The 25,534-nt window shown below is 72.2% G+C and carries 20 protein-coding genes; 11 read left to right on the top strand and 9 right to left on the bottom strand.

Going from position 1 to position 25,534, the window contains the following annotated elements:
• Window positions 1–66: 66 nt before the first annotated feature.
• A complete protein-coding gene (locus EES43_RS29865; RefSeq protein ID WP_124271667.1) occupies window positions 67–1,941 on the bottom strand; it encodes a transketolase in 1,875 nt (624 codons plus the stop codon).
• Window positions 1,942–2,474: 533 nt separating this feature from the next.
• Between EES43_RS29865 and EES43_RS29860 the strand changes: the two genes are divergently transcribed.
• From EES43_RS29860 to EES43_RS29830, 7 genes are all read left to right on the top strand, one after another.
• Window positions 2,475–2,828 carry a hypothetical protein gene (locus tag EES43_RS29860; protein ID WP_124271666.1) on the top strand — a complete coding sequence of 118 codons (354 nt, stop codon included), beginning with the start codon at window positions 2,475–2,477 and terminating at the stop codon, window positions 2,826–2,828.
• A complete protein-coding gene (locus EES43_RS29855) occupies window positions 2,825–4,948 on the top strand; it encodes a bifunctional polysaccharide deacetylase/glycosyltransferase family 2 protein (RefSeq protein WP_124271665.1) in 2,124 nt (707 codons plus the stop codon). The genes EES43_RS29860 and EES43_RS29855 overlap by 4 nt, the downstream gene beginning before the upstream one ends.
• The gene (locus tag EES43_RS29850; RefSeq protein WP_124271664.1) at window positions 4,945–6,093 is read left to right on the top strand and encodes an LCP family protein; all 1,149 of its coding nucleotides are present in this window, start codon (window positions 4,945–4,947) and stop codon (window positions 6,091–6,093) included. The genes EES43_RS29855 and EES43_RS29850 overlap by 4 nt, the downstream gene beginning before the upstream one ends.
• Window positions 6,094–6,472: 379 nt before the next feature.
• The gene (locus EES43_RS29845; RefSeq protein WP_124271663.1) at window positions 6,473–8,656 is read left to right on the top strand and encodes a hypothetical protein; all 2,184 of its coding nucleotides are present in this window, start codon (window positions 6,473–6,475) and stop codon (window positions 8,654–8,656) included.
• A gap of 261 nt (window positions 8,657–8,917) precedes the next feature.
• Entirely contained in the window at window positions 8,918–9,571 is a 654-nt protein-coding gene (locus tag EES43_RS29840; protein WP_124271662.1) for an HAD family acid phosphatase, read from the top strand.
• Window positions 9,572–9,753: 182 nt separating this feature from the next.
• Window positions 9,754–11,760 carry an acyl-CoA dehydrogenase family protein gene (locus EES43_RS29835; RefSeq protein WP_124271661.1) on the top strand — a complete coding sequence of 669 codons (2,007 nt, stop codon included), beginning with the start codon at window positions 9,754–9,756 and terminating at the stop codon, window positions 11,758–11,760.
• Window positions 11,761–11,953: 193 nt separating this feature from the next.
• Window positions 11,954–12,754: an SAM-dependent methyltransferase gene (locus EES43_RS29830; RefSeq protein WP_124271660.1), complete on the top strand. Its 801-nt coding sequence runs from the start codon at window positions 11,954–11,956 to the stop codon at window positions 12,752–12,754.
• Between the two features lie 82 nt (window positions 12,755–12,836).
• Here the strand turns inward: EES43_RS29830 and EES43_RS29825 are convergent, their stop codons facing one another.
• The 3 genes from EES43_RS29825 to EES43_RS29815 form a co-directional block, all read right to left on the bottom strand.
• Complete coding sequence (locus EES43_RS29825) at window positions 12,837–14,216, bottom strand: glycoside hydrolase family 16 protein (protein WP_124271659.1); 1,380 nt, start codon at window positions 14,214–14,216, stop codon at window positions 12,837–12,839.
• Between the two features lie 241 nt (window positions 14,217–14,457).
• Window positions 14,458–15,396 carry a sugar kinase gene (locus EES43_RS29820; RefSeq protein ID WP_124271658.1) on the bottom strand — a complete coding sequence of 313 codons (939 nt, stop codon included), beginning with the start codon at window positions 15,394–15,396 and terminating at the stop codon, window positions 14,458–14,460.
• On the bottom strand, window positions 15,393–16,079 hold the full coding sequence (locus EES43_RS29815; RefSeq protein ID WP_124271657.1) for a bifunctional 4-hydroxy-2-oxoglutarate aldolase/2-dehydro-3-deoxy-phosphogluconate aldolase: 687 nt from the start codon (window positions 16,077–16,079) through the stop codon (window positions 15,393–15,395). Before EES43_RS29815 ends, EES43_RS29820 begins: the two co-directional genes overlap by 4 nt.
• Window positions 16,080–16,188: 109 nt before the next feature.
• On the opposite strand from EES43_RS29815, the gene EES43_RS29810 reads away from it, so the two are divergent.
• Genes EES43_RS29810 through EES43_RS29800 form a run of 3 tightly spaced genes read left to right on the top strand, consistent with a single transcriptional unit; the run spans window position 16,189 to window position 19,012 of the window.
• On the top strand, window positions 16,189–17,355 hold the full coding sequence (locus tag EES43_RS29810) for a mandelate racemase/muconate lactonizing enzyme family protein (protein WP_124271656.1): 1,167 nt from the start codon (window positions 16,189–16,191) through the stop codon (window positions 17,353–17,355).
• A 2-nt stretch (window positions 17,356–17,357) separates the two neighbouring features.
• The gene (locus tag EES43_RS29805) at window positions 17,358–18,272 is read left to right on the top strand and encodes a dihydrodipicolinate synthase family protein (RefSeq protein WP_124271655.1); all 915 of its coding nucleotides are present in this window, start codon (window positions 17,358–17,360) and stop codon (window positions 18,270–18,272) included.
• Complete coding sequence (locus EES43_RS29800; protein ID WP_124271654.1) at window positions 18,269–19,012, top strand: SDR family oxidoreductase; 744 nt, start codon at window positions 18,269–18,271, stop codon at window positions 19,010–19,012. The genes EES43_RS29805 and EES43_RS29800 overlap by 4 nt, the downstream gene beginning before the upstream one ends.
• Window positions 19,013–19,064: 52 nt before the next feature.
• On the opposite strand, the gene EES43_RS29795 is transcribed toward EES43_RS29800, so the two are convergent.
• The 5 genes from EES43_RS29795 to EES43_RS29775 all read right to left on the bottom strand — a co-directional run bounded on the left by EES43_RS29795 (window position 19,065) and on the right by EES43_RS29775 (window position 24,090).
• Window positions 19,065–19,964, bottom strand: coding sequence for an SMP-30/gluconolactonase/LRE family protein (locus tag EES43_RS29795; RefSeq protein WP_164493317.1), 900 nt, complete (start codon window positions 19,962–19,964; stop codon window positions 19,065–19,067).
• 10 nt (window positions 19,965–19,974) lie between these two features.
• On the bottom strand, window positions 19,975–20,778 hold the full coding sequence (locus EES43_RS29790) for an IclR family transcriptional regulator (protein ID WP_124271652.1): 804 nt from the start codon (window positions 20,776–20,778) through the stop codon (window positions 19,975–19,977).
• Window positions 20,779–20,913: 135 nt separating this feature from the next.
• Window positions 20,914–22,224 (bottom strand): ABC transporter substrate-binding protein, encoded by a 1,311-nt coding sequence (locus EES43_RS29785; protein WP_124271651.1) that lies wholly within the window; start codon window positions 22,222–22,224, stop codon window positions 20,914–20,916.
• Between the two features lie 40 nt (window positions 22,225–22,264).
• The gene (locus EES43_RS29780; RefSeq protein WP_124271650.1) at window positions 22,265–23,149 is read right to left on the bottom strand and encodes a carbohydrate ABC transporter permease; all 885 of its coding nucleotides are present in this window, start codon (window positions 23,147–23,149) and stop codon (window positions 22,265–22,267) included.
• Window positions 23,146–24,090, bottom strand: a complete 945-nt coding sequence (locus EES43_RS29775; protein ID WP_124271649.1) for a carbohydrate ABC transporter permease — start codon at window positions 24,088–24,090, stop codon at window positions 23,146–23,148. Before EES43_RS29775 ends, EES43_RS29780 begins: the two co-directional genes overlap by 4 nt.
• Before the next feature lie 461 nt (window positions 24,091–24,551).
• Between EES43_RS29775 and argB the strand changes: the two genes are divergently transcribed.
• A complete protein-coding gene (argB, locus tag EES43_RS29770; RefSeq protein WP_277426084.1) occupies window positions 24,552–25,457 on the top strand; it encodes an acetylglutamate kinase in 906 nt (301 codons plus the stop codon).
• Window positions 25,458–25,534: the final 77 nt, after the last annotated feature.

The raw sequence follows: 25,534 nt of genomic DNA, 5'->3' as shown, positions 1-25,534 counted from the left end.
CCGTGGCCCGCCCGGAAGCGGCGACGGCGGGCGGGCGCCCGGTTCGGCCCGTCCGCCGCCCCGCCCTCAGACGCCTGCGATGCCCAGGGCGGCGTCGACGATCCCGGGAGCCGAGATGCCCGCCGCGTCCAGCAGTTCGGCCGGGGTTCCGGAGCCGGGGAGGTTGCGGACCGCCAGGTGCGCGAACACCGGATCGCTGCCCAGGGCCGCGAGAGCGCTCAGCACCGCCTCGCCGATGCCTCCCTCCGGGTGGTGGTCCTCGACGACGACCAGCGCGCCGGTCTCGCGGGCCGCACGGACCAGCGCCTCCGCGTCGAGCGGCTTGACCGAGTACAGGTCGATCACCCGCGCGGGCACGCCCCGGGACTCCAGTTCGTCGGCCGCCCGGAGGCACTCGTGCACGGTGACGCCCGCGCCGACCAGGGTCACCCGGTCCTCGGCCGCGCCGCCGCGCAGGGTCTTGGAACCGCCCACGGGGAACTGCTCGTCAGGTCCGTACAGGACCGGGTAGCCGCCCCGGGTGGTCCGCAGGTAGGCGATGTCCTCCAGGTCGGCCATGGCGATCGTCAGGGCCGCGGCCGAGGTGGCGTCGCTGGGGTAGAGCACGGTGGAGTTGTGCACGGAGCGCATCATCGCCAGGTCCTCCAGGCCCATCTGGGAGGGCCCGTCCGGGCCGATCTCGACGCCCACGTGCGTGCCGCAGATTCCCATCGTCACCTGCGAGACGGCCGCCATGCGGATGAAGTCGTGCGCCCGGGTGAGGAAGGCGGCGAAGGTGGTGGCGTACGGGTAGTAGCCGCGCACGGCGCATCCCACCGCGGTGGCGATCATCTGCTGTTCGGCGATGTAGGACTGGAAGAACCGGTCCGGGTAGGCCTTGCCGAAGTCCTGGGAGTGGGTCGAGTTGCCCACCTCCGCGTCCAGCGCGACGACCTCGGGCCTGGCTCCGAGGGCGACCAGGGCCTTGCCGAAGGCCGAACGGGTCGCGACCTCCTCCCCGACCTCGAACCTCGGGCGCTCCACCGCGGCGGCCGCGGCGCGAGCCCGGGGTGCGGCGTCCGGAGGCCGCGGTCCGCGCACGGTCAGGTGCCGGACGCCGCCCAGTTCCTCCAGCGCCCTGGCGGCCATGTCCTCGGGCAGGGGTTTTCCGTGCCAGCCCTCGGCGTCCTCGACCTCGCTGAAGCCCTTGCCCTTGACGGTCCGGGCCACGACGACCGTCGGCGCGGCGCCGTCCGCCGCCGTGCGCAGCGCCTCGTCGACGGCGGCCAGGTCGTGGCCGTCGACCGTCAGCGCCCGGCAGCCGAACGCCTCGACGCGGCGGACGTAGACGTCCGTGTCCCAGCCGAACTCGGTGGGACCGCTCTGCCCGAGCCGGTTGACGTCCACGAGCACCGTGTAGTTGGCGAGGCGGTGCCGGCCGGCCTTGTCGAGCGCCTCCCAGACCGAGCCCTCCGACATCTCGCTGTCCCCGCACAGCACCCAGACCCGGTAGGGCAGGTGCTCCAGGTCGCGCCCGGCCAGCGCGACGCCGACGCCGTAGGCGATGCCCTGGCCGAGCGAGCCGGTGGCCACGTCGACCCACGGCAGCACCGGGGTCGGGTGTCCCTGGAGGCGTGAGCCGGCGCGGCGGTAGGTGGTGAGGAGTTCGTCCTCCTCGATCGCGCCGGCCGCGCTGAACATGGAGTACGCCAGCGGTGATACGTGGCCCTTGGAGAAGATCAGATGGTCGTTGGCCGGGTTCCGCGGGTCCCGCCAGTCGTACCGGAGGTGGCGGGCCATCAGCACCGCCGCGATATCGGCGGCGGACATGCTGGAGGTGGGATGGCCGGAGCCGGCGGCGGTGCTGGAGCGGATCGAGTCGACGCGGAGCTGCTGGGCGAGTTCGAAGACCTCCGCGAGGTCCGATTCGGGGGTGACCGGCTGGTGCGGCTGGGTGCCCATCTGGTGGCTTCCTTCCGGGGTCGGCATGGGTGAGGGTGTGCCGTCGGAGCGCCGCGGCACGGCGTGCGGGCGGGTCGCGGGACCGGAGCCCCGTACGGCCCCGGTCCCGGGGGCCGCTTCCGGGCGTCCCCCGGGACCGTCGGACGCCGGTCACAGCCTTCCCGGCCGAAGCCGGAGAGCCCGGGAAGGCGCGCCGCACACGCCCGTGCTCCCTCAGTCGATCGGTCTGCCGAACGGCTGAGGGCCGTCCCGCGATTTCCGGGCGGGTGGGCCGGCTCCGCCGCGGAGTCCGCCCATCCGCGTCTCCCCGTGTGCGCACCCGCGCACCGCGGGCGGATGCGCTCACCGGCGCGACGTAAAGATTGCACATGTCCAGCCGGGAACGTGCAGATCTCGTGCACTTCCGCTCCGTACCCACCGGTACGACGGGACAACGGTTGCTCAGACCCCGCACGGTTCGTCCCGGTCAAGGAAACACTGATGTGTTCAGGTGCTCACGCAAACGAGCGAATCATCTCGTTACACTCCCGTCCATGCATCTCACCCCCCACGGCAAGACGCAGAACCAGCAGGTCAACCGTCCTATATTCATTGAACGTTCAGGCATTCGCCGGAAAGTGCTGCGCTCGGCGGCGATAGCGCTCGGCGGGGCCTGCGGGGCCTATCTGATATTCGCCGCGCTCCTGGTCGCCGGATTCTGGCAGCCCGCCGGGCAGCAGGGACCGCCCGGCACCGGAGCCTCGTTCCCCACCGCTCCCGGGCAGCACGAAGCGGGGCGGAGCCACGGCGGCACCGCCGGCGAGGAGGTCCGCCTGCGTGAACGCTCGCCGTCGGCGCGGCCGGATCCCGGCCCCTCGCCCAGCCGGGCCGGGGGCACGCGCGGATGAGCCCCCGGCACGCACTGCGCCGTCCCCCACGCGGGCACTGGGTGCTGTTGTCGCTCATCATCGCCGTCGTCGCCGTCACCCTCCTCTTCGAGGGCTGGACCACCCACGAGGTCGACGCCGCACGCACCAAGGAACCCTGCGCCCGACCCATCCCGCGCGGCGCGGACACCGGCCGGCCCGTCCTGCGGTTCAGCGGCTCGGACGTCGCGACGGCCGCCATGCCGCCCGGCACGGCGGCCCTCACCTTCAACGGCGGACCCGACCCGGTCTGGACGCCCCGCCTGCTCGACCTGCTCGACGAGCACGGCGTGCGGGCCACCTTCTTCCTCTACGGCATGGAGGCCGCCCGCCATCCCGAGCTGGTGCGCCGCATCCGCGACGAAGGCCATGAGATCGGGTCGTACACCTACACCGGGGGCGATCTGGGCGCGGCCTCGCGCGTCCGCGCCCGGATGGAACTGGGCCTGACCCAGACGGCGCTGGCGGGCGCCGCGGGCATCCACACCCGGCTGCTGCGGCTGCCGCACACCACCACGGCGGACACCTTGTGCGGCGGCGAGTGGCCGGCCGCCCGACGGGCTGCCGGGCAGGGGTACCTCGTGGTGGCGGCGGACCGCGAGAGCCGGAAGTCCGCAGCAGGCGTGGTACGCCAGTACAGCCAGACCGACCTCGGCTTCCGGGCCGCCCGCTCGACGCTGCGCGACCCCGGCGTGACACGGTTCACCACCGTGTCGGACGGGCTCGGCACGACCGGGTCCGCCTACCGGGCACCGGTCCTCGAACAGATCAAGGGCGTGGGCCTGATGCGCGCCCAGGAGCTGGGACGGGCCTTCTCCCGGGCGATGGCGTGGGTCCTCATCGCGGCCGGCGTCCTCGGTGCGCTGCGGCTGGCCATGCTGGTCTGGTTCGCCCGCGTCCATGTGCGCAGACGCGGCAGGTGGCGCCCCGGCAGTCCGCGCCTGCGCGAGGTGACCGGTCCGGTCACCGTCCTGGTGCCCGCGCACAACGAGGAGGCGGGCATCACGGGCACCGTGTGCTCACTGCTCGCCTCCACCGGGGTGGACCTCCAGATCGTCGTCGTCGACGACGGTTCCACGGACGGGACGGCACAGGCCGTCGCCCGCCTGGCCGATCCGCGGGTCACGCTGGTGCGCCGGCCCAACACCGGCAAGCCGGGCGCGCTCAACACCGGTCTCGCGCACGCGCGGCACGACGTCGTGGTGATGGTCGACGCGGACACCGTGCTGGAGCCCGACGCCGTCCGCCGCCTGGTCCAGCCGCTGGCGCACCCGGCCGTCGGGGCGGTCAGCGGCAACACCAAGGTGGGCAACCGCGGCCATCTGCTCGGCAAGTGGCAGCACCTGGAGTACGTCCTCGGCTTCAACCTCGACCGGCGCATGTTCGAGGTGCTGGAGTGCATGCCCACGGTGCCGGGCGCGATCGGCGCGTTCCGCAGGGACGCCCTGCTGGGCGTCGGCGGTGTCAGCGACGACACCCTCGCCGAGGACACCGATCTCACGATGGCGCTGTGGCGGGCCGGCTGGCGGGTCGTCTACGAGGAGTCGGCCGTGGCCTGGACCGAAGTCCCGGACACATGGAGCCAGTTGTGGCGTCAGCGCTACCGCTGGTGCTACGGGACGCTCCAGTCGATGTGGAAGCACCGGCGGGCCGTGCGGGAGCTCGGCACGGCGGGCCGGTTCGGCCGCCGCGGGCTGAGCTACCTCGCGCTGTTCCAGGTCCTGCTGCCGCTCCTGGCGCCGGTCGTCGACGTGTTCGCGCTGTACGGGGTGTGCTTCCGCGATCCGGGCGAGGCGATCGTCGTCTGGCTCGCCTTCCTCGTGGTGCAGATGGCCACGGCCGGGTACGCGCTGTGGCTGGACGGGGAACGGCTGCGCGCCCTGTGGTCGCTGCCGCTCCAGATGTTCGTCTACCGGCAGATGCTCTACCTGGTGGTCCTCCACTCGGTGATGACGGCGCTGCTCGGCAGCCGGCTGACCTGGCACCGCATGCACCGCACGGGCACCGCGGACCCCTATCGGACACAGGAGCCGCCGCCGGGCGACCGGGGACTGCCCCTCAGCGGTGCGGTCGTCGGCGGCGCGAAGGGAGAGCCGCGATGACCGTACGGCCCGACGGCGCGCACGAGGCCGGCCGCGCACCGGTCGCGACCGATCCGCCGGTCCTCGTCCCCCCGGCCCCGCCGGGCGCACGGCGTTCGGCGTACGGCTGGCGCGGGACCGAGTCCCGGCGGCGTGGCGGGCGGCGCGGCCGGCCGCGCCGGCGCAGGCGCGTGATCCGGTCCGCCCTCGCCCTGGCCGTCGCGCTGGCGCTGGCTGCGGGCGGTACGTACGCCTGGGCGGCGGCGGAGCTGAACCAGGAGGTGGACCTCGGGGCGTACGGCAACGGCCCGGCGGCGGGGAAGGGCACCAACTACCTCATCGTCGGCTCCGACAGCCGCGACGGCCTCTCCGCGTCCGACGTGCGCGATCTGCGGGCGGGCGGCGGCGGAGGGCGCAGGACCGATTCGATCATGGTGCTGCACACCGGCGTGCACGGCTCGGTGATGGTGAGCCTGCCGCGCGACTCCTGGGTGACGATCCCCGGGTTCCACGATCCGGCGACCGGCAAGCGGGTGCCGCCCACCAGGGACAAGCTCAACGCGGCCTTCGCGTACGGCGGTCCGGAGCTGCTGGCCCACACCGTCGAGCGCAACACGGGTCTGCGCATCGATCACTACGCGGAGATCGGCTTCGCCGGTTTCGTGAAGGTGGTCGACGCCGTCGGGGGCGTCCCCTTCTGCCTGGACCGGGACATCAAGGACGAGAAGTCCGGGGCCGACCTGCGGCGCGGCTGCCGGACGCTGAACGGCAGACAGTCCCTGGCGTTCGTCCGCCAGCGCCACCAGGAGGCCGACGGGGACATCGGCCGCTCGCGCAACCAGCAGAGGTTCCTCGCGGCGCTGGCCCGCGAGGCCGCCGCGTCGGACACCTACCTCGACCCCCTTCAGCTGTACCGGATGCTCGACGCGGGCCTCGGCACGCTGGTCGTGGACCGGGACATGGACCTGGAGCGGCTGGCGGGGATGTTCCGGTCGCTGCGCGGCTCCGGCGGCACGGTGCGGCGGGTGTCCGTGCCGGTGGACGCGGTGGGCCTGCCCACCTCCAAGGGGCATGTGATCCGTTGGGACGCGGACCGCGCCGCGGCGATGTTCCGGCGGATCCGGGCGGACGAACCGGTCACCGATCCCGGCGGCAGGACGGCCTGAGGCGTGGTACGGCGGCCGACCGGCCGCCGTACCGCGCCCGCGCGACAGCCGAAACGCTCACCTCGGGCGAGCGTTTCGGCTGCGACCCCGCGCCGCGACGAGGAGCGTGCGCACGGCGCGCTGACGGGCCCGTGCCCTCAACGCACTGCCCAGACCGTCCCCCGCTCCGCGTCACGCCCCCGCACGCCCGGAACAGCCCCACCAGCGCTCCGCCCGGGGCCATCCGCCCGGTCGGACCTCTTCTTGCCGTGGACATGCTCGGAGCCATAGCCTCCGCTCGATCACGGGCCCCGGACCGCGAGGGCAGCCGGATCCTTTCCCGCGGAGGGCACGTCCACCACGGGCGACCACCGCGTCATCTCACCGAGGGGGCAATGTCATGCGCAGTGCTGCGCAGCACAGGACGGGACGGAACCGACGCCTGGAAGCGGGGGCCTCCACCGTCGCGCTGGTCGTCTTCCTGGCACTTCCCGGCGCTGTCGCGGGCACCGCCTTCGCGGCGGACCGCGCACCCCGGCAGGACACCGCCGTGCAGACGAACGCGATCGAGCTGGGTTCCTGGATGGACCAGCTCAAGGGCACGATCGGCGATCGCCCGCTGAACCAGATCGTCATGCCGGGCAGTCACGACGCCGGCACCTCGACCATCACCGAGGACAGCGGCATCTGCAGTTACGGGGAGTCGGCCGAGGCGTCCCGGGCCTGGCCGGGTGTCGCGGCCAGCATGTCGCGGACCCAGAGCGGCTCACTGGTGGAGCAGCTCGACGGCGGCTCGCGCTACCTGGACCTGCGGCTGTGCAAGCAGGGCGACAAGTGGTTCACGTACCACGGGGGCCCGCTGGGGCGGCAGTTCTTCGACTCCACCGGAGCGGGCGGAACGGTCCGGGGCGAGGTCAACGAGCTCGCCGACTGGATCGGCAGGCACCCCAAGGAGATCGTCATCGTCCGGCTGACGACCGCGGTCCCGCCGGAGACGGCCGCGGCGGACAGCCGCGCCGCGGTCGACGCGCTCGGCAACGCGCTCGGGGGCGGCGCCGGCAAGCCGGCCATCGCGGACGGGTCGCTCAAGCCGACGTCCACGTACAACCAGTTCGTCTCCGCCGGCAAGCACGTGGTCATCGTCGACGACACGAAAAGCACGAACTACCCCTGGGCCTGGCAGCAGGGCCAGGTGCAGGACTACCGGGGCAGTTACGTCGGCGTCAGCTCGGACTGGCAGGACATCCTCAAGGGAACACTCGACCCCCGGACCGCGCAGAAGACGTTCGACGCCGTGCTCAAGCGCGGTGACGAGGTGCTGGGCCGCGCTCCGGGAGCGAGCGCGGACAAGTTCTTCGTCCTCCAGGGCATCATCGATCCGACGCATTCCATCGGGGCCGCCGCGATGCTCCAGATCGCCGAGAAGCTGAAGCTCGTGCCGTCCGACGTGGCGGACAACTTCCTGCTGACGCTCGAACGCGAGCTGAACCGGCAGATGCTGGGGAAGATGCGGTCGACCTGGAACCACGCCAACGTCACGGACAACATGAACATCGTCATGACCGACGACGTGAACCAGAACACCAACGGCGTGAGATCGGGAGAGCTCCAGCGGGAGATCATCTCGAAGAACCTGCCGCAGCGTGCCACGCCCCACACCTTCCTCAGCACCGGCCGCTCGGCGAACGGGACCTGGACCGCCCCGAGCCCGCTGAGCGGCGCGGGCGACTCGTTCCGGTACGTCGGATCGCGGCAGGCCGTATCCGCCACGCCGGACGGCGGCGTCCAGGTGCTCGGCATCGGGCTGGACGGGAACATCTGGCACAACATCCGCGGGGCGAACGGCACATGGCAGGGCTGGAACGCCCTTCCGGCCGCCGACAACAAGAAGGTCGGCTTCGCCGCGACGGACATCGCGATCACGGGTCTGCCCGACGGCAGCGCCCAGATCGCGGCCGTGGGCAAGGACGGCTACGCCTACCACAACATCCGTCGCGCCGACGGCAGTTGGCAGGGCTGGGCGGCCATCGCCGGCACCGACGCGGGGCGGGTCAAGGCCGGCCGGATCGCGGCGGCCGGAATGCCGGACGGGTCGGCCCGGTTCCTCGTGTTCGGCGGCGACGGGCGGATGCGTATGGGCATCCGGGCCGCCGGCGGGAGCTGGAGCCCGTGGTCGACCGTGGCGGGCGTCAACGCGCCGGACTTCGCCGGCCGCGAGCTGTCGATCGCGGCCCTCCCGAACGGCGACAGCCAGATCGCGGCCATCGGCAACGACGGCAACATCTGGCACACCATCCGCCGGGCCGACGGAAGTTGGCAGGGTTGGAACGGGCCCGCGGGGGTCTCCACGGACATGATGGGCGCCTCCTCCGTCGCGATCACCGGCATGCCCGGCGGCGACAGCCAGGTGGCGGCTGTCGGACTCGACGGGAACGTCTACCACGCGGTGCGCCGGAGCGGCGGCGAGTGGACTCCGTTCCGGCCGGTGGGCGGCGCGGGCGGCGCGGCGTACGTCGCGGGCGACCAGGTGGGCATCGCGGGCCTGCCGGACGGCTCCAGCCGGATCGTCCTCACCACGCGCTGACACCGCCCCGGCCGACGGGCCGGGGCACGTCCCGGCCCGGCTCCCCGCGCCCAGCGCCGGGAGCCGGGCCCGAGGTGGTGTGCCGACGCGGACCGTGCCGCGTCGGCGCGGATCAAGGTTCCGGGGGCAGCTCGAAAAGATGTCGCTACCGACCAGTAGGAAGAACGCCGCCCAGCGTTCATCATTGGACGTGAACATGACATCCCGTTCGCCGATCGCGGCGGACGAGCCGCTGGCACGTTCCCACCCAGGAGACCCCACATGCATGCAGGCGCCACCTCCAAGCGCACCGCTGCGGCCCTCGCCGCATCCCTGTTCATCGTCGTCGGCCCCGTCACCTCGGCCACGGCCGCGGAGGCCGCACCGACTCGCACCGCCGGCACCACCAGCACCGCCGCGGCCACCACCGTCGCCCAGGACGTCGACTACGGCACCTGGCAGCGGGACGTGGCGGCGGTCGTCGCCGAAGCGCGCCCCTGGATCGAGACCCGTACGGGTCAGACGGGCGGCAAGAAGCAGGCGATCGTCCTCGACATCGACAACACCGCGCTGGAGACGCACTTCCACCCGTTCTGGCAACTGCCCACCCCCGCGGTCGCGGGCGTCCGCGAACTGGCCCGCTACGCCGACTCCCGGGGCGTGGCGGTCTTCTTCGTCACCGCGCGGCCCGGCATCATCGAGTCGCTGACGGACTGGAACCTCAAGACGGCCGGCTACCCCGTGGACGGTCTGTACGCGCGCGACCTGCCCGACCTCTTCACCGAGGTGAGCGCCTACAAGACGGAGAAGCGGGCCGCGATCGAGGCGAAGGGCTACACGATCATCGCCAACATCGGGAACAACCAGTCCGACATCGTCGGCGGCCACGCCGAACGGACCTTCAAGCTCCCGGACTACGGCGGCAAGCTCTCCTGACCCCAAGGCGGGCGGGTGGGCGGCGGCGGGCGGTGCCCGACCGTGCGCTCCCCGTCCGCCCACCCGCCGGACCCCTATTCCGCGGGGGACCGGAACATTGGTTACTACCGTGATCGGGCCGCTCCCAATCGTGTCGATCGTCACTCCGGAACGAAGCAACCTATCGGCTACCGTTCCGAAGCGTGACTCCCTCCTCTCTCTCCGCCGACCCGGCAGCTTCGACCGCCGCGGCGCTCAAACACGCGCTTTTCGGTGAGCGGCTGGTCGACCATCACGCCCCCTGGCGCAGGCTCTTGAGCACGGAGCCGTTCCGCTTCCAGGAAGGTCTGACGCCCGGCGAGCGGGCCGCCCTGTCGTACGAACGGCTTGGTCTGATCAACCGGGCGATCGACGACGTCCCCGGCTTCGTGGGCGACGTGGAGCGGCTGGCGGCGCTGCACGAGTGGGTCGGGCCGGTCGACGCGGGACTGGGGACGGTCGCGAGCATCCACTACAACCTGTTCCTGGGCAGCCTCCTCGACCACGCGTCGAGCGGACCGGAGCGCGACCTGCGGGAGTTCGTCGAGCTGCGGAGGACGGGAACGTTCCTCTGCACCGAGGCGGGTCACGGCAACAGCGCCGTGCAGTTGGAGACCACGGCCGTCTACGACGCGGAGGCGGCCGAGTTCGTTCTCCACACGCCTCACCCCGGCGCCCGCAAGTTCATGCCGAACACCAGCTCCACCGGCGGCCCGAAGACCGCCGTCGTGGCGGCGCGGCTCATCGCGGACGGCAAGGACCAGGGTGTCTTCCTCTTCCTCACCCCCCTCAGCGACGATGCCGGATCTCCCCTGCCGGGCGTAGGGATCCACCGGCTGCCGCAGACGGCGACCGCACCGGTGGACCACTGCGCCACCTCGTTCGACCGCGTCCGCCTGCCGTACTCCGCCCTGGTGCAGTCCGACCACGGACGCCTGACGCCGGAGGGCGTCTTCAGCAGCTCGGTCGGCAGCCCCCGCAAGCGCTTCCTGCATTCCGTCGGCCGGGTCACCGCCGGCAAACTCTGCATGAGCGCCTACAGCCTCGGCGTCACCCGCCACGCCGTCGCGGTCGCGGTCCGGCACGCGCACACGCGGCAGACCTCCGGAGTGACCGGGGGCAACGTCCCGCTGTTCGCCCACCGCAGCCACCACGCTCCGCTGCTGGCGTCCATCGCCACCGCGTACGCGGCGACCCTCCTGCACCGCACCGCGCTGCGGCGATGGGCCGAAGCCGCCACGGAGGCGGACCGGGAGGACGCGGAGCGGTTCACCGCCATAGCCAAGGGCTGGATCACCTGGCAGGCCCGTACGGTCATGACGGAGTGCCGTGAACGCTGCGGCGCTCAGGGGCTGTTCCTGGCCAACGGCATAGCGGGCCAGGTCGCCGCCAACGAGGGGACCATCACCGCGGAGGGTGACAACCTTGTCATCTGGGTGAAGGCGGCCGGGGAAATGCTGCTCGGTCACTTCGACCCGGCGCCCTCCCCTCAGCTGGGTCCCGCGGACCGGGATCTCGCGGATCCCGCCTTCCTCCAGGACCTGTTGGCGGACATCGAGCGGATCTGGCACCACCGCGCCCGGGCGAGGCTGCGCGGCGGAGAGGCGGGCAACCCGCTGGGCCGCTGGAACCGCGCCGTCACCCCCGCCCTGCGACTGGTGGACGCGCACGCGCACCTTGAGGCCGCCGGAGCCCTCCTCGCGGCTGCCGGCGAGGCCGCCGATCCCCAGGCCCGTCGTCAGCTTCTGCTGCTGCACCGCCTGTTCGCGCTGCGGCAGGTATCCGCCCACAGCGGAGATCTGCTCGTCGAGGGCTGCCTGACCGGCGATCAGGTGCGTTGCCTGCCCGACGTCTCCGAGGACACCGTCGTGCAACTGGAACCGCACGCCCGCACGCTCACCGACGCGTTCGCGGTCATCGACGAGGTTCTGCTCGCCCATCCCATCAGCCGCCCGGAGGAACTGGCCGGCGACCGGGGAGCGTCATCGGCGAAGCCCCTCACAGGCGTCCGTGAACCGATCGCGGGTCGGCGAACGATTCGTACGGTGATCCCGCGGCGCGCCGCCCGCCGGCCGTCCACGCCCTTCGGGCCGCTCCTCCGCTTCTTCAGCCGAGTTCGCGGCAGGGCCGAGGCCGGGCCCGGTGGTCGGGCCGTCGCGCCGTTGGGGTGAGGAGCACCTTCGCGTCCGTCGTCGCGGTCGTCGAACCGCTCGTCCCGGGAAGCGGAGGCTTCTTCTCCCCATCGACGAAACGTGAGCGCCGCCCAACGGAGGTGCGGCGGACCGGCCTCGCCGTTTGAGCGTGTGTTCGGGCACGGTACCGTCTGGGGGCAGAATCGACGTCGAGGAGCACAGCGGAGCCGCCATGCCCAGTCCACACGACCGGATCGACACCACGACAGCTCACTCCGCGCGGGTGTACGACTACATCCTGGGCGGCAAGGACCATTACCTCGTCGACGTCGAGGCCGGTGACGCCATGTGCCGGCACTGGCCCGCCCTGCCGGTGCACATGCGGGAGAACCGGCGCTTCATGCACCGCGCCGGGCGCTACCTCGCCCAGGAGCGCGGAATCCGCCAGTTCCTCGACATCGGGACCGGTCTGCCCACCGCACCGAACCTCCACGAGGTGGCGCAGGAGGCGGCTGCGCACGCGCACGTGGTCTACGTCGACAACGATCCCATCGTCCTCGCCCATGCCCGCGCCCTCCTGCAAAGTTCGCCCGAGGGCGCGACCGCCTACGTGGACGCGGACATGCACGACCCCGACGCCATCCTGGACAGCCCGCAGTTCCGTGAGCTGATCGACCTGGGCCGGCCGGTGGGTCTGATGATCATCGGTATCCTCCATTTCATCCTGCCGCCGGACGACCGCCGCCTGGTGCGGCGACTGCTCGACCCGCTGCCGTCGGGCAGCTATCTGGCGATGACGATCGGCACCGCGGACTTCGCCCCCGAGGAGGTCGGGCGGGTGTCGCAGGAGTACGCGGAGCAGGGCATGCCCATGGCTCTGCGCGATCTGCCGACGGCCTCCTCGTTCTTCGACGGGATGGACCTGGTCGAACCCGGCGTGGTCCAGGTGCACCGGTGGCGTCCCGGTCCGGAGCAGAGCGGCATCGACGACCGCGCCATCGCCATGTACGGAGCCGTGGCGCGCAAGCTCTGAGAGCGGTGATCACGGCGGTCCCGGAGCCGCGGCGTCGAACGCGTCGACGGCGCGCCTCCGGGACCGGATCGGTGACCGGACGTCAGGGAGACGTCATCCTCACGGAGTCCACGCTGAAGGGCTGGTTGTAGCCCTTCACTCCCCACGCTCCCGAGGTCATGGCGCGGTCCGTGGCGCTGATGACCTCGGTTCCGTTCAGTTGGGCGGTCAGCTTCGCGTCATTGACCCTGAGCGACACCTGATAGGCCGTCCCCGGCGTGAGCGCCGTGCTGTGGCCGGCCAGCGTGGTGACGGAGCCGTTCTGCCGTTTCAGCAGTTCGATCCGGTCGGTCGCGGCGTTGAGCCGGAGGTAGTAGTAGTTGTCCGGATTGGTGTAGCGGGCGACGATTCCGGCGCCGCCTCCGTCGGACGACAGCTTGACCGCGGCGGAGACGGTCGAGTTCTTCCACCTCGTGAAGTGGGTGGCGGGCGCGTTGTAGAGGGAGAAGACGTCCCCGGTCGCGGCGCTCTGTCGGTAGACCCGGTTCGTCCCGTCGGTCCCCACCGACCAGGATCCGCCGCCGGCCGTCCAGTTCGTCGCCGCTCCGCTCTCGAAGTCGTTCGCGTAGTCGATGAGCGACGCGGGTACGGACGCGGGCACCGTCGCGGGGACCTGACCGTCGGCGGTGTAGTACCGCACCCAGTCGACGTCCATCGTGCCGTAGCTGTGGCCGACGGGCTCCGTCAGGCCGCCGAGCTTCTCCGCCTCCGGGATGGTGGACAGCCAGAGGGACATCGGGCTGTTGGGGATGGAGTCGTAGGTGAGCGAGCCCGTCTCCCGGCCGTTGAGGAAGAACGTCAGCTTCTTCGCCTCGTACAGCGCGCCGTAGGTGTTGTACGAGGCGCCGTCGGGGTCGCCCATGCCCACGCGTGCCGACGAGGACAGCCGCTCGTCCTCCTCGTTGGACCTCCAGGTGAAGTACCCGCCGTGCGTGCCGCCCTTGTACGACTCGAAGAAGTCGAGTTCGCTGAAGAGGGCCTGGTACTTCGGCTTGCCGTACTGCCCGTCCCAGATCTGGGTCCAGAACGACTGGTGGAAGGCCCCTTCGTTGCTGGGGAGCCTGACGCGGGCCTCGTAGTAGCCGTATCCGTAGTGCTTCTTGGTGGCGATGCCCGCGCCCCGGAAACCGGACGCGTCGGTGGCCGTCGTGACCCGCGTCTGATCGAGGCTCAGGACACCCCCGGCGACCTCGACGTTGTCGTCCGAGACCCAGGACCGCTGGCGGATGCCCCAGGCGCCGGTGTCCAGGGCGTTCCCGTCGAAGTCGTCGGAGAAGACCAGTCGGTAGCCGTCGGGGGCGGTGGAGCCGGTCGGCGGATCGGCGTGGGCGGGAGCGGCGAGCGCCGCGGCGGCGAGGGCGGCGGCGAGGGCGACGCCGACGGACCTCTTCGCCCGCGCGGTGAGGAGGGAGGACAGACGCATGGCTTTTCCTTCCGTGGGACGGAACGACCTGCGGGATGGCGAGCGGTCGCGGATCGAGCGCTCTCGTAACCACTCCTGAGCAACTTCGATCCTCATGATGAATGAGTGACCCATAGTGCGGTCAACGTATGACTGAGCCGCGGGTTGGTCAATCGTCGGTACGAACTTCCCGGCACCGTTCACGGCGTGCGAGCGGTTCGGGTCGGCGCGCGGGCGGAGCCGACGGGCTGCGTCCGGGGCGTCAGCGGAGCGCGGCGCCTTCGTCATGGGCGGCCAGCAGGCCGAGGGTGCGACGGGTGGGCAGGGCCTCCCAGTCGCCGACGGCCCCTACGCAGAACGCGCCGGCCGTGACGCCGCGGTGCAGCCGGTCGGCCGGAGGGAGCCCGTCGAGCAGGGCGGAGAGGTATCCGGCGACGAAGGCGTCGCCCGCGCCGATGCTGTCGACCACCGTGACGTTCAGGGCCGCCCGGCGCCAGGTCCCGTCGGCGGTGTGGCAGCGGGCTCCGTCCGCACCGGCGGTGACGACGACGTCCGTGACGCCCCGGGCGAGCAGGTCCTCGGCCGGGTGCGGCCCGGAAGCGAGGATGCCGAGTTCGTCGTGGGAGGCGAAGAGCGTGCGGACGACCGGCAGCAGGGGGCGCAGCGCGTCCGCCGCGTCCAGCCGGGTCCACAGGCGGCTGCGGTGGTTGACGTCCAGGCTCACCGGGATGCCCGCGGCCCGTGCGGCCTCGCCCACCGCCAGCATCGCCGCACGGCAGGAGGCGGACAGGGCGGGCGTGATGCCGGTCAGATGCAGCAGCGACGGCGAGGCCGCGTCCAGAGCGGCGAGGCATTCCTCGGCGGTGAGGAGGGACCCGGCCGAGCCCTTGCGGTGGTAGCTGACCCGGGTGACGTCGTGGGCGGGCTGGTCGAAGGCGATGAACCCGGTGAACGACTCCTCGGCGGACCGGACGAACCGGGTGTCGACGCCCTCGGCCCGCAGCGTCCTGCGGATCAGGTCGCCCGGTTGGTCCTCCCCCACCACGCCCAGCCAGGCGGCGGCATGCCCCAGGCGGGCCAGCCCGATCGCCACGTTGCTCTCGGAGCCGGCCACGGACAGGTGGGCGGCGCCGCCCAGCGCCATCGGAGCGCGGGTCCGCACCGACACCATCGCCTCGCCGATCGTCAGTACGTCGGTCATGGCCGCTCCCGACGGGTCCGGCCCGGCAGTGCCGCGGCGCTCTCGGCCGGTTGCCGCGGCACCGCGAGGCCGTCCAGGAACGCGGCGGCACGGGCGGCCAGTCGGTCCTGGCTGTCGCCGCCCTCCCGTCCCGCCGACCCGAGGAGAGGGGAGCCGACGCCGACCGCCAGGGCCCCCGCCGCGAGGTACTCCGGAGCGGTGCGGGCGTCGACGCCGCCCACGGCGACGAGCGGCGCGTGCGGCAGCGGGGCGCGCAGTTCGCGCAGATAGCCGGGACCGTGCAGGCCGGCCGGGAACACCTTCACGGCACCCGCGCCGAGGTCGAGGGCGGTGACCACCTCCGTCGGGGTCAGCGCCCCGCACAGCAGCGGAACGCCCCTCGCCGCGCTGCGGCGGGCCCCCGGGGTGATTCCCGGGGTGACGACGAAATCCGCCCGCGCGGCGCGGGCGGCGTCGGCCTGGTCGGCGGTCAGGACGGTGCCCGCGCCGATCAGGACCGACGCCGGGCACCGCGTGCGCGCTCGGGCGATCGCGTCGAGCGCGCCCGGCGTGGTCAGGGACACCTCCAGGGCCGTGATGCCGGCCTCCACCAGGGTGCGGACGCAGCGCAGGGCCAACTCGGGCCCGTCGGCGCGGATGATGGCGAGCACCTTCCGCTCCGTCAGTTCTTCCCTCAGGTTCACAGCTCCTCCAGAACCATGGATACGATCGGCATGCTGATCGTGGATAGTACTTTCAATATGCGCAAGCACCAGTCCATAATGCGAATCAAGCAATCCGAGAGGGAGCATCATGCGGATCACGCAGGTGACGACATACATCCTCAAACAGGCCACCGAGTCGGCCTACCTGGGGAAGTTGGACGACGGTTCGGCTCCGCGGGCCGAGCGGGGCTACTTCGTCCGCCCGCCCTGGCGCAGCCTGTACTCCGCCCATATGGAGAGCGTCCTCGTCCGGATCAGGACGGACGAGGGGGTGGACGGCTGGGGCGAGGCGCTGGCGCCGGTCGGCCCCGAGGTCGTCGCCGCGATCGTCGACCGCATGCTCGGACCCTGGCTGGTGGGACGCGACCCGATGGCGGTGCGGCCCCTCTGGGACGGGATGCGCGACCTCATGCGGGAACGCGGGCATCTCGTGGGCCATCAGGCCGACGCCCTGGCCGCCCTCGACATCGCCCTGTGGGACCTGGCGGGCAAGGCGTGCGGGCTTCCCGTGGCCCAACTGCTCGGCGGGGCCTACCGCACCGAGATCCCGGCCTATGTGTCCGGTCTCCCCGAACCGACCGACGAGGGCCGCGCCCGGCTCGCCGCCGACTGGGCGGCGCAGGGCGCCTCCACGGTGAAGCTGGCGCTGGGCAAGGGCGTCGACGCGGACCTCGCCACGTACGACGCGGTGGCCGCCGCCGCGCCGGGACTGCGCATCGCGGTCGACGCGCACTGGGTCTACACCCTGCCGGAAGCGCTCGAACTCGGACGTGAACTCGACCGCCGCCGCGCCCTGTTCTTCGAGGCGCCGATGGCCCCCGAGGACACCGAGGGCCACCGCGAGCTCGCCTCGCGCGTCACCACCCCGATCGCGGTGGGCGAGGCCCTGCGCAACCGCTACGAGTTCCGGGACTGGCTCGACGGGCGAGCCGTCGGACTGGTCCAGCCCGACGTCGCCCGCACCGGGATCACCGAGGCCATGACCATCGCCGCGCTCGCCGACGCCCGCCACGTGCCGGTGGCCTGCCACCACTCCGTGGGCCTCGGCGTAGCGCTCGCCGCCGGACTGCACGTCTCGGCCGCGGTCGCCGACTGCCCCTTCTTCGAGTTCCAGCCGACGACCCTGCCCTTCGCGCAGCGGATCCTGCGCACGCCGATCTCCGGAGGGCCGACCGGGTTCACCCTCCCGCAGGGCCCCGGACTGGGCGTCGACGTCGACGAAGACGTCCTCGACGACATCGTCAAGGAGGGCTGATCGTGTCGCACGGCAGCACGGTCACCGGTCTCGTCCCCATCCTGGCCACGCCGTTCACCGACTCCGGCGAGCTGGACACCCGCTCGCTGCGCTCCCTCGTGGAGTTCGAGCTCGCCGCCGGAGTGGACGGTCTGGCCGTCTTCGGCATGGCGAGCGAGGGCTTCGCCCTGACCGCCGACGAGCGGGCCGTCATCCTGCGCGAGGTCAGACAGGTGGTGGGCGCGGACTTCCCGCTCGTCGCCGGCGTCAACGGCACGAGCACGGTGGTCGCCGTCGAACAGGCGCGACAGGCCGCGTCCGGCGGGGCCCAGCTCATGGTCCTCCCCCCGTTCCTCGCCAAGCCCAGCCAGCAGCAGCTCGTCGACTTCTACGGCGAGGTGGCCGAGGCGACCGAGTCGAGTGTCATGGTGCAGGACGCGCCCGGCGTCACGGGCGTGCCGATCGACGTCGCCACCATCGCCACCCTCGCCCGCGTGCCGGCCGTCACCTCCGTGAAGGTGGAGGCCCCGCCCACGCCCGTCAAGGTCTCGGCCGTGGTCCGCGCCGCCGCGGGCGAACTCGCCGTCCTCGGCGGCCTCAACGCCGCCTCGCTGATCGAGGAGTACGACAACGGCAGTGTGGGCACCATGCCCGCCTGCGAGTTCCCCGACCTGCTCCGCGACCTGCTCGACGACCTCGCCGCCGGCCGCCGGGCCGAGGCGCGCGCGGCGCACGCCCGCCTGCTGCCGCTGATCCACATCGGCATGCGGCCCGGGCAGGCGTGGGCGGTGCACAAGGAAGTCCTGCGGCGGCGCGGCGTCATCGAGTCCGCCGCCGTCCGGCTCCCGGCCCAGGACCTCGACCCGGTCACCTCCCGGGCCCTCGACGAGATCCTGGCCGAACTCCGGCTCCCCGCCTGGCAGAAGGCGCGCACATGAGCCGGGCCGTCCTGTTGATCGGCAGCTCCTCCCCCATCGGAGCGGCCATCGCCGCGGCCTTCGCCGCCGCGGGGGACCGGGTCGTCGGCGTCGGGATCGACGGCGATCACGGTCCCCACCTGACGGAGGGACTGGCCCTCGACGCCAGTACGCAGGAGGGCGCAGACACGGCTGTGAGCCGTACCGTCGAACGGCTCGGCGGCCTCGACGTCCTGGTCCTCGCCGCCGCCGTCATGGCCCCGGCGCCGGCGCACGCGGCGACCGCGCGGGAGTGGCACCGCGGCATCTCCAACACTCTGGACACCGCGTTCTTCCCGGCGCGCGCGGCCCTCGCCGTGCTGCCCCGCGGGGGCAGCATCGTCGCGGTCAGTTCCGTCAACGCCACCCTGGCCGCGCCGTGGCTGCCGGCCTATTCGGCGGCCAAGGCGGGGGTCGAGGGGCTGGTGCGGCAGCTGGCCCTCGACTACGGACCGCGCGGTGTCCGTGTCAACGCCGTCTCGCCGGGGATGATCGGCAATCACGACCTGCCGAAGGTCGCCGAGGGATATCCGCTGGGCCGGGTCGGCCGGCCCGCCGACGTGGCGGAGGCGGTGCTCTACCTCGCCGCGGCCGACTTCGTGACCGGAGTGGTGCTGCCGGTCGACGGCGGGCTCTCCATCGCCTCACCCGCCGCGTTCCTCCGCCCCGACCTGCGACGCAGGCTTCTCGGCGAGCAGGAACCGGACCTGCCCGGCGCATAGCGGGCTCCCCGGACCGCCGCCGCTCTGGCTCCGGCGGTCCGAAGAGCCCGCCTCAGGCAGCCGGCCCGTCCGGCGCGGACGAGGTGCGGGCGCGGTGCGCGGCCGGGCCGGGGACCCCGACCTCGACGGCGTACGTCCAGCCGGAGGCAGGCTCGCCCGCGACCGCCGCCGTCGTCACCACCAGCCGCGAACCGACCAGGGCACAGGCGGCGGGGCGCGAGCACGGCAGGGCGATCCTGCGCAGCTCGCGCCCTCGGGGGCTCAGGCGGACGACGGCCCCGCCGTCCCAGAGGGCCACCCACAGGCAGCCCTCGTCGTCGACGGCCATGCCGTCCGGCACCCCGCCCCGTGCCGCCAGTGGCGGCCCGGCCGGCTCCATGCCGCCGCCCGCGCCGGCCCTCATCCGGTGGATGAGCCGGTCCCCGCTGTCGACGACGTACATCGTCGCCCCGTCGGGGCTCCAGCCGATGCCGTTGGCGGCCGTCATCCCCTCCCGTACGACGGCGGTGCGCGGCGACGCTCCGACGCCGTCCACCCGGTGCAGCCGTCCCCAGGGCTCCAGCGGGCGGGGAACGCTCATCGAACCCACCCACAGACGCCCCTCGGCGTCGACCGCCCCGTCGTTCAGGCGGGCCCGGTCCGGCTCGCCCTCCAGAACGGCCAGGACGGTGGTCGCCCCGCCGTCACGGCGGTGCAGCAGTACGCCGCCGGCCGCCAGGAGCCAGCCGTCCTCCCGGGTGCGCACGGCACAGCTCAGCGGGCCGGACACCTCCGCCAGCGGCTTCGGCTCCGGCGCCCATGAGTCCGCGGCGGCGTCCGGCGATACGCGGGCCAGCCACAGGCGGCCCGCGATCAGATCGACCCAGCTCAGGGTCCCCGTCCGTGCGTCGTAGCGCGGCGACTCCCCCAGCGCGGCCCGCGGGAGCGGGGTGCGCGCGACCTCGGCGTCCACGGCGATGCCTCTAGGACAGACGGGGCTGCGGGGTGTGGACGACGGTGAACCCGAGCGCGATCGACACCTCGTCGGCCGCCTCGACCACCATCAGCGCCAACTCCCGCTGCCGTCCGGGCAGATCGAGCTCGGACAGCGGGCCGCTGACCGACAGGGCCGCCACGACGTCCCCGCTGCGGCCCCTGATCGGGGCGGCCACGCAGGCCCGCCCGAAGGCCAGTTCCTCGATCTCCGTGGCGTAGCCCCGGCTGCGGATCTCCTCCAGCGCCCGGTCCATGGCGGCCGGCCCGGTGATGGTGTGCGGGGTGTACGCGGGGCCGAGGTCCCTGGCGTAGTAGTCGCGGACGTACGCCGGGCTCCGCGCCGACAGCAGCGTCTTCCCCATGCCGGTGGCGTGCAGCGGAGCGGTGCGCCCCGCCATGGTGAACGACTTCGGGGATTTCACCCCCTCGAAGTTGCCGAGGTAGAAGAGCTCGTCGCCGCGCAACTCGGCCAGGTTCGCGCCGAGTTCCGTGGCGTGGGCCAGGCTCTGCGCGATCTGGCGGGCGGCCCGGTAGGTCGGTGAGCTGTTCAGCGCCACCGTGCCCAGCGTCACGACGGTGGGCCCCAGGCAGTACAGGCCGGTTCGCGCGTCCTGCACGAGGAAGCCCATGCGGTCCAGCGACGAGACCATGCGGGACACGGTCGACTGCCCCAGTCCCGTCCGGGCGCAGAGCTCCGAGATGCGCAGCTCACTGTGCTCGTCGGTGAAGCAGGCGAGAAGCGACATGGCCCGCTCGACCGCCTGCGTACCGGCGCCGGGTTCGGCTGGCATGATCCTCCAGTTCGGACGGAAGCTACCGCTGAGAACATCATCAGCGATCCGCTGTATGGATTTCGGTTTCATTTACTGGATGAAGAGTATCGCGCCCCGTCGTGCCTCCGACCGTGCCGCCGGGGCGCGACCGCCTCAGCTGCCGTCCTGGAGAGCGTCGTCGATCTTCTTGCGGAGGGCGTTGAGGCCGCTCTGCACGCCGGTCTGCCCGGCCAGTACGGCGGCCACGCCCTCGCCGATCGCGGTGTCGATCTGGGCGGCGGTGGACAGCCGGTCCCAGGCCGCGCCGCGGGAGTGCTGGGCGATCACCTTGCGGAAACCGGTCTGGAAGACGTCCTTCCGCAGCTCCGGGATGCGGTCGGCGACGGTCGGGTCGGCGGGCGCCAGGGCGGACTGCTTGTACAGCGCGGTCGTCGCGCCGAGGTCGGTCGCGACGTACGAGATGAAGGACTTGCTGGTCTTCTCGCCCTTGCCGGCGCTGCAGAACAGGCCGTTGCCCCAGAAGCGGTTGACGGACGGGCGGCCTTCGGCGGACGGGCGTCGAAGCGGGCGGGTCGCCTCGATCAGCGACGCGGAACCGCCGTTGGACCGCAGGAAGGTCTGTGCCAGCGGGGCGTCGTCGTAGAGGACGGCCTGGCCGCGGGCGTACAGGATGCGGGCGTCGGTGCGGGCGACGCCGGCCTTGGTCAGCCCGGCCTTCTGGAGTTCCCGGTACCAGGTGATCGCCTCGACGCTCGCGGCGTCCCCGATGGTGCACGCGAGGTCGGGGGTGACCACGTCGCTCCCCCAGCCCCACATCCAGTGGACGGCGTCCTTGAGGTCGGGGTTCTTGGTGACCGCCGCGTAGGGGATGAGGTCGGGGTCCTGGCGCTTGATCCTCTCCAGGCCGGTGGCGAAGTCCTCGACGCTCATGCCGTCCTCGAGGCCCGCCTCGTCGGCGATGCGGCCGTCGCACACCATGCCGATGCCGGATGCGGTGGTCGGCAGGAAGTGGAGCCTCCCGTCGACGCGGAGCGGGTCGAGTACCTCCTCGGGCAGGTCCATGCGCGCGGCCAGGTCGGAGAGGTCCGCCAGGATGCCGGAGGGGGCGAGCAGTTGCCAGGGGCCCTGCCCGACCCCTTCGAACGAACCGGACTTGGCCGCGAGCACCAGTTGGGTCGCCGCCTGGTCGTAGGGGTAGACGACGGGCTCCACCCGCTTCCCGGACTTCTTCTGCCAGCCGGAGATGATGGTCTGCCAGGCGGCCTTCTGCGCGTTGTCGCCGAGGGCGTTGCCGAAGAACTTGATCGAGTCGGTCTCCGACGCGCCGGCGGCGGCCGATCCGCTGCCGGGCGTGCTGGTGGAGCAGCCGGTGAGGCCGAGGGCGCTCGCGGCGCCGAGAGCGCCGAGGCCGGTGAGGACCCCTCTCCGGGACAGGGCGCGGCCGGGGGCGGGGAGGTGGGACATGGGGAGCTCCTGTGTGCATCGATGAGACGTGGCGGGCGGCTCAGCCCTTGACCGCTCCCGCGGCCAGGCCGGACACGAAGTACCGCTGGAGCGCGATGAAGATCAGCGCGAGGGGAAGCGAGGTGATCACGGACGCGGCCATCAGGGCGGGCCAGTCGGCGGCGCCCTCGTGGATGAAGGCCGACGTCATGCCGACGGGGAGGGTCTGCTTGTCGGGTCCGGCCAGGGTGAGGGCGAAGAGGAGGTCGCTCCAGCCGCGCATGAACGCGAACATGGCGGCGGTGACCAGGCCGGGTGCGATGAGAGGGAAGACGATCCGGAAGAGGATCGCGAGGTTGGACAGTCCGTCCACCTTGGCCGCTTCGATGATCTCGTCCGGCAGTCCGTCGATGATGCCCTTGAGCAGGAAGACCGTGAGCGGCAGGGTGAACGTGGTGAAGGCCAGGATCACGGCCGTGTACGTGTAGAGCAGTCCGGCCGCGCTGAACATGAGGTACAGGGTGACCAGAAGCAGCGCTCCGGGCACGAGCTGGCCGACCAGGAACATCACCATGAAGAGGTTGCGGCCCCGGTAGCGGAACTTCGACAGGGAGTAGGCCGTCAGCCCGGACACCAGGACCGAGAGCAGCGCGGTGCCGGCCGACACGACGAGGGAGTTGCCGAGGGCGGCCAGGAGCTTGGAGTCGTCGAAGAACGCGCGGAAGTTCTCCACGGTGGGGTCGACCGGGAAGAGGGGCCGGTCGGGCGAGAACACGTCCTCACGGTGCATGAACGCGGTGGCGACCAGCCAGTAGACGGGCAGCAGGCCGAACAGCGCGAGGACCGCAAGGACCAGCTTTCCGGGGAGGCTGAGGAAGGGCCTCGTGATGCCTTCGCCGACGTGGCGGGAGCCGCGCCGGGCGGGTGCGGATGGCAGGGCGGTCACCGTCGCGCCTCCAGTTTCTTGTTGAGCAGGAAGTAGGCGCCGCACACGGCGGACAGGGCCGCCAGCCACAGCACCCCCATGGCCGCCGCCCGTCCCAGGGAGAACTCGGTGAAGGCGTACTGGTAGAGGCTGACCGCGAGGGTCATGGTGGAGGTGCCGGGTCCTCCTCCCGTCATGACGAAGATCATGTCGAAGGACCCGAAGTTGTAGATGAACTCCAGCATCGTCACCAGGGCCACCGGGCCGATCAGATGCGGCAGGGACACGTGCCGGAAGCGCTGCCGGCGTGACGCGCCGTCGATCGCCGCCGCCTCCAACTGCTCGCGGGGCAGGGTCTGGAGGACCGCGAGGACCACCACCATCACCCAGGGGAAGGTGTTCCAGGTCTTGGCGACGACGACGGCCGCCATGGCCGTCGCGGGCCGTCCGAGGAAGTCGACCTCGGGCAGGCCGACCTGGGACAGGACGTGGTTGATCACCCCGTAGCTGTCGTTGAAGATCCAGGCCCACAGGAACGACACGACGACGCCCGGGAGCAGCCAGGGGAGCATCAGCGCGCCGCGCAGCAGGTTGCGGCCGCGCAGTCGTGCGTTGAGGAGCAGCGCCAGCGCCACGCCGATCAGCAGCGGGAAGACGGTCGCCAGGGTGGAGAACACCAGGGTGTTGCCCAGCCGGTCGACGAAGTCGGGCCAGACGTCGGCGTAGTTGCGCAGTCCGACGTACTCGCGCTCGGGCCGGACCAGGGACTGGTCGTAGAGGCTCGTCCCGAATCCCGCCGCCAGGGGGTAGATCGCCACGGCGACGAAGAGGGCCACCGCCGGGGCCGCGATCATGAATCCGAAGGTCCGGTCCCGCGAACTGAGCGGCGTGGGTCGGCCGGCCCTCGGCGAGGGGCGGTCCGGTGCGCGAACAACGGGCGGTGCTTCCTTGGTTATCGCCATGTTTACTCCTCACGCTTTGACGCGCCGAACCGTATCGCAGAAGAAACATCTAGTAAATGGATTCGTCGCCCACAACATGGATGGCGAAGCTCCCTTGGCAGGCGGTCGCCGTATCCGGAGGCCGTCGCAACCCGCCTGCACGGTCAACAGGAGCCGGAGGGAGGGAAATCGGCCGCCGCTCACAGGGCGGTCGGCGGCGAGACGCCGGGCGGGCGGCTCGAAACGCTCATCGAAACGCTCTCGGCGCCGCCGAGCACTCCGGGCGGGGCATCATGCGGCGCGCGGCAACTCCCGGCGCACGCAGGAGCGTTGCGCCCTCCGACGTTCCCCGGCGCGGGTGCGTCCGCATCGATCGAGCGGATGATTAGGTTAGGCTAAGTTAATGCGCTGCCGCGGCCCGGTTCCCGGGCCGCGGCGCCCGGACAGGCGCGTACGACTCGTGAACAGGGTGGGAGCAGAACATGGGATCGGTCGTCACGGAGCGCGCGGACGCGGCCCCCGCCGCCGGACCGGCTCTCCGGCCGGAGCTGCGGGGCAGTGTGGTCGTGGTGAAGTTCGGCGGCAACGCGATGGTGGACGCGGGTCTCCAGCGGTCGTTCGCCCAGGACGTCGTGGAGCTGTGGCGCGCGGGCCTGCGCCCGGTCGTGGTGCACGGCGGCGGCCCCCAGATCAGTGCCATGCTCGACCGCCTCGGCCTCGAATCGCACTTCGAGGCCGGTCTTCGGGTGACCACACCGGAGACCATGGAGGTGGTGCGGATGGTGCTCAGCGGCCGTGTCCAGCGGGAGTTGGTCAGCCATCTCAACGCCCACGGCCCCTTCGCCGTCGGCATGACGGGTGAGGACGCGCACACCATGACGGCGGTGCGGCGTCCCGCCCTGGTGGACGGCCGGTCCGTGGACATCGGGCTCGTCGGCGAGGTCGTGGACGTGAATCCGGGCATGGTACGGGCGCTGCTCGCCCAGGGACACATCCCCGTCGTCTCCCCGGTGGCCCGAGGCGGGGACGGTCAGATCTACAACGTCAACGCCGACCTCGCCGCCTCGGCCCTGGCCGTGGCGCTCGACGCCGAGCGGCTGGTGATGCTCACCGACGTGGAGGGGCTGTACGCGGACTGGCCGCACAGCACCGAGGTGATCGAGCGTCTGACGGCCGACGCCCTGGACGGGCTGCTCCCCGGGCTGGCGAGCGGCATGCTGCCGAAGATGGAGGGCTGCCTGCGGGCCGTGCGGGGCGGCGTCCGCACGGCGCACGTGCTCGACGGCCGGGTGCCGCACGCGGTGGTGCGCGGCGTCCTCGGCGAGACGAGCCCCGGCACCACCGTGGTCCTGGACGACAGCGGAGACCCGGCCACCGGCACGGTGTGACCCGGCGCGGGGCCGGGGCGGACAGAGCCCCGGCCCCCGCCCTCCTCACGCCCGCCGGCGGGCCGCCGACGGCCCCG

Origin of the sequence: Streptomyces sp. ADI96-02 (assembly GCF_003846185.1) — a bacterium.
Lineage (GTDB): Bacteria > Actinomycetota > Actinomycetes > Streptomycetales > Streptomycetaceae > Streptomyces.
The sequence above is the reverse complement of the archived record's forward strand: the minus strand, read 5'-3'. Positions and strand labels throughout refer to the sequence as shown.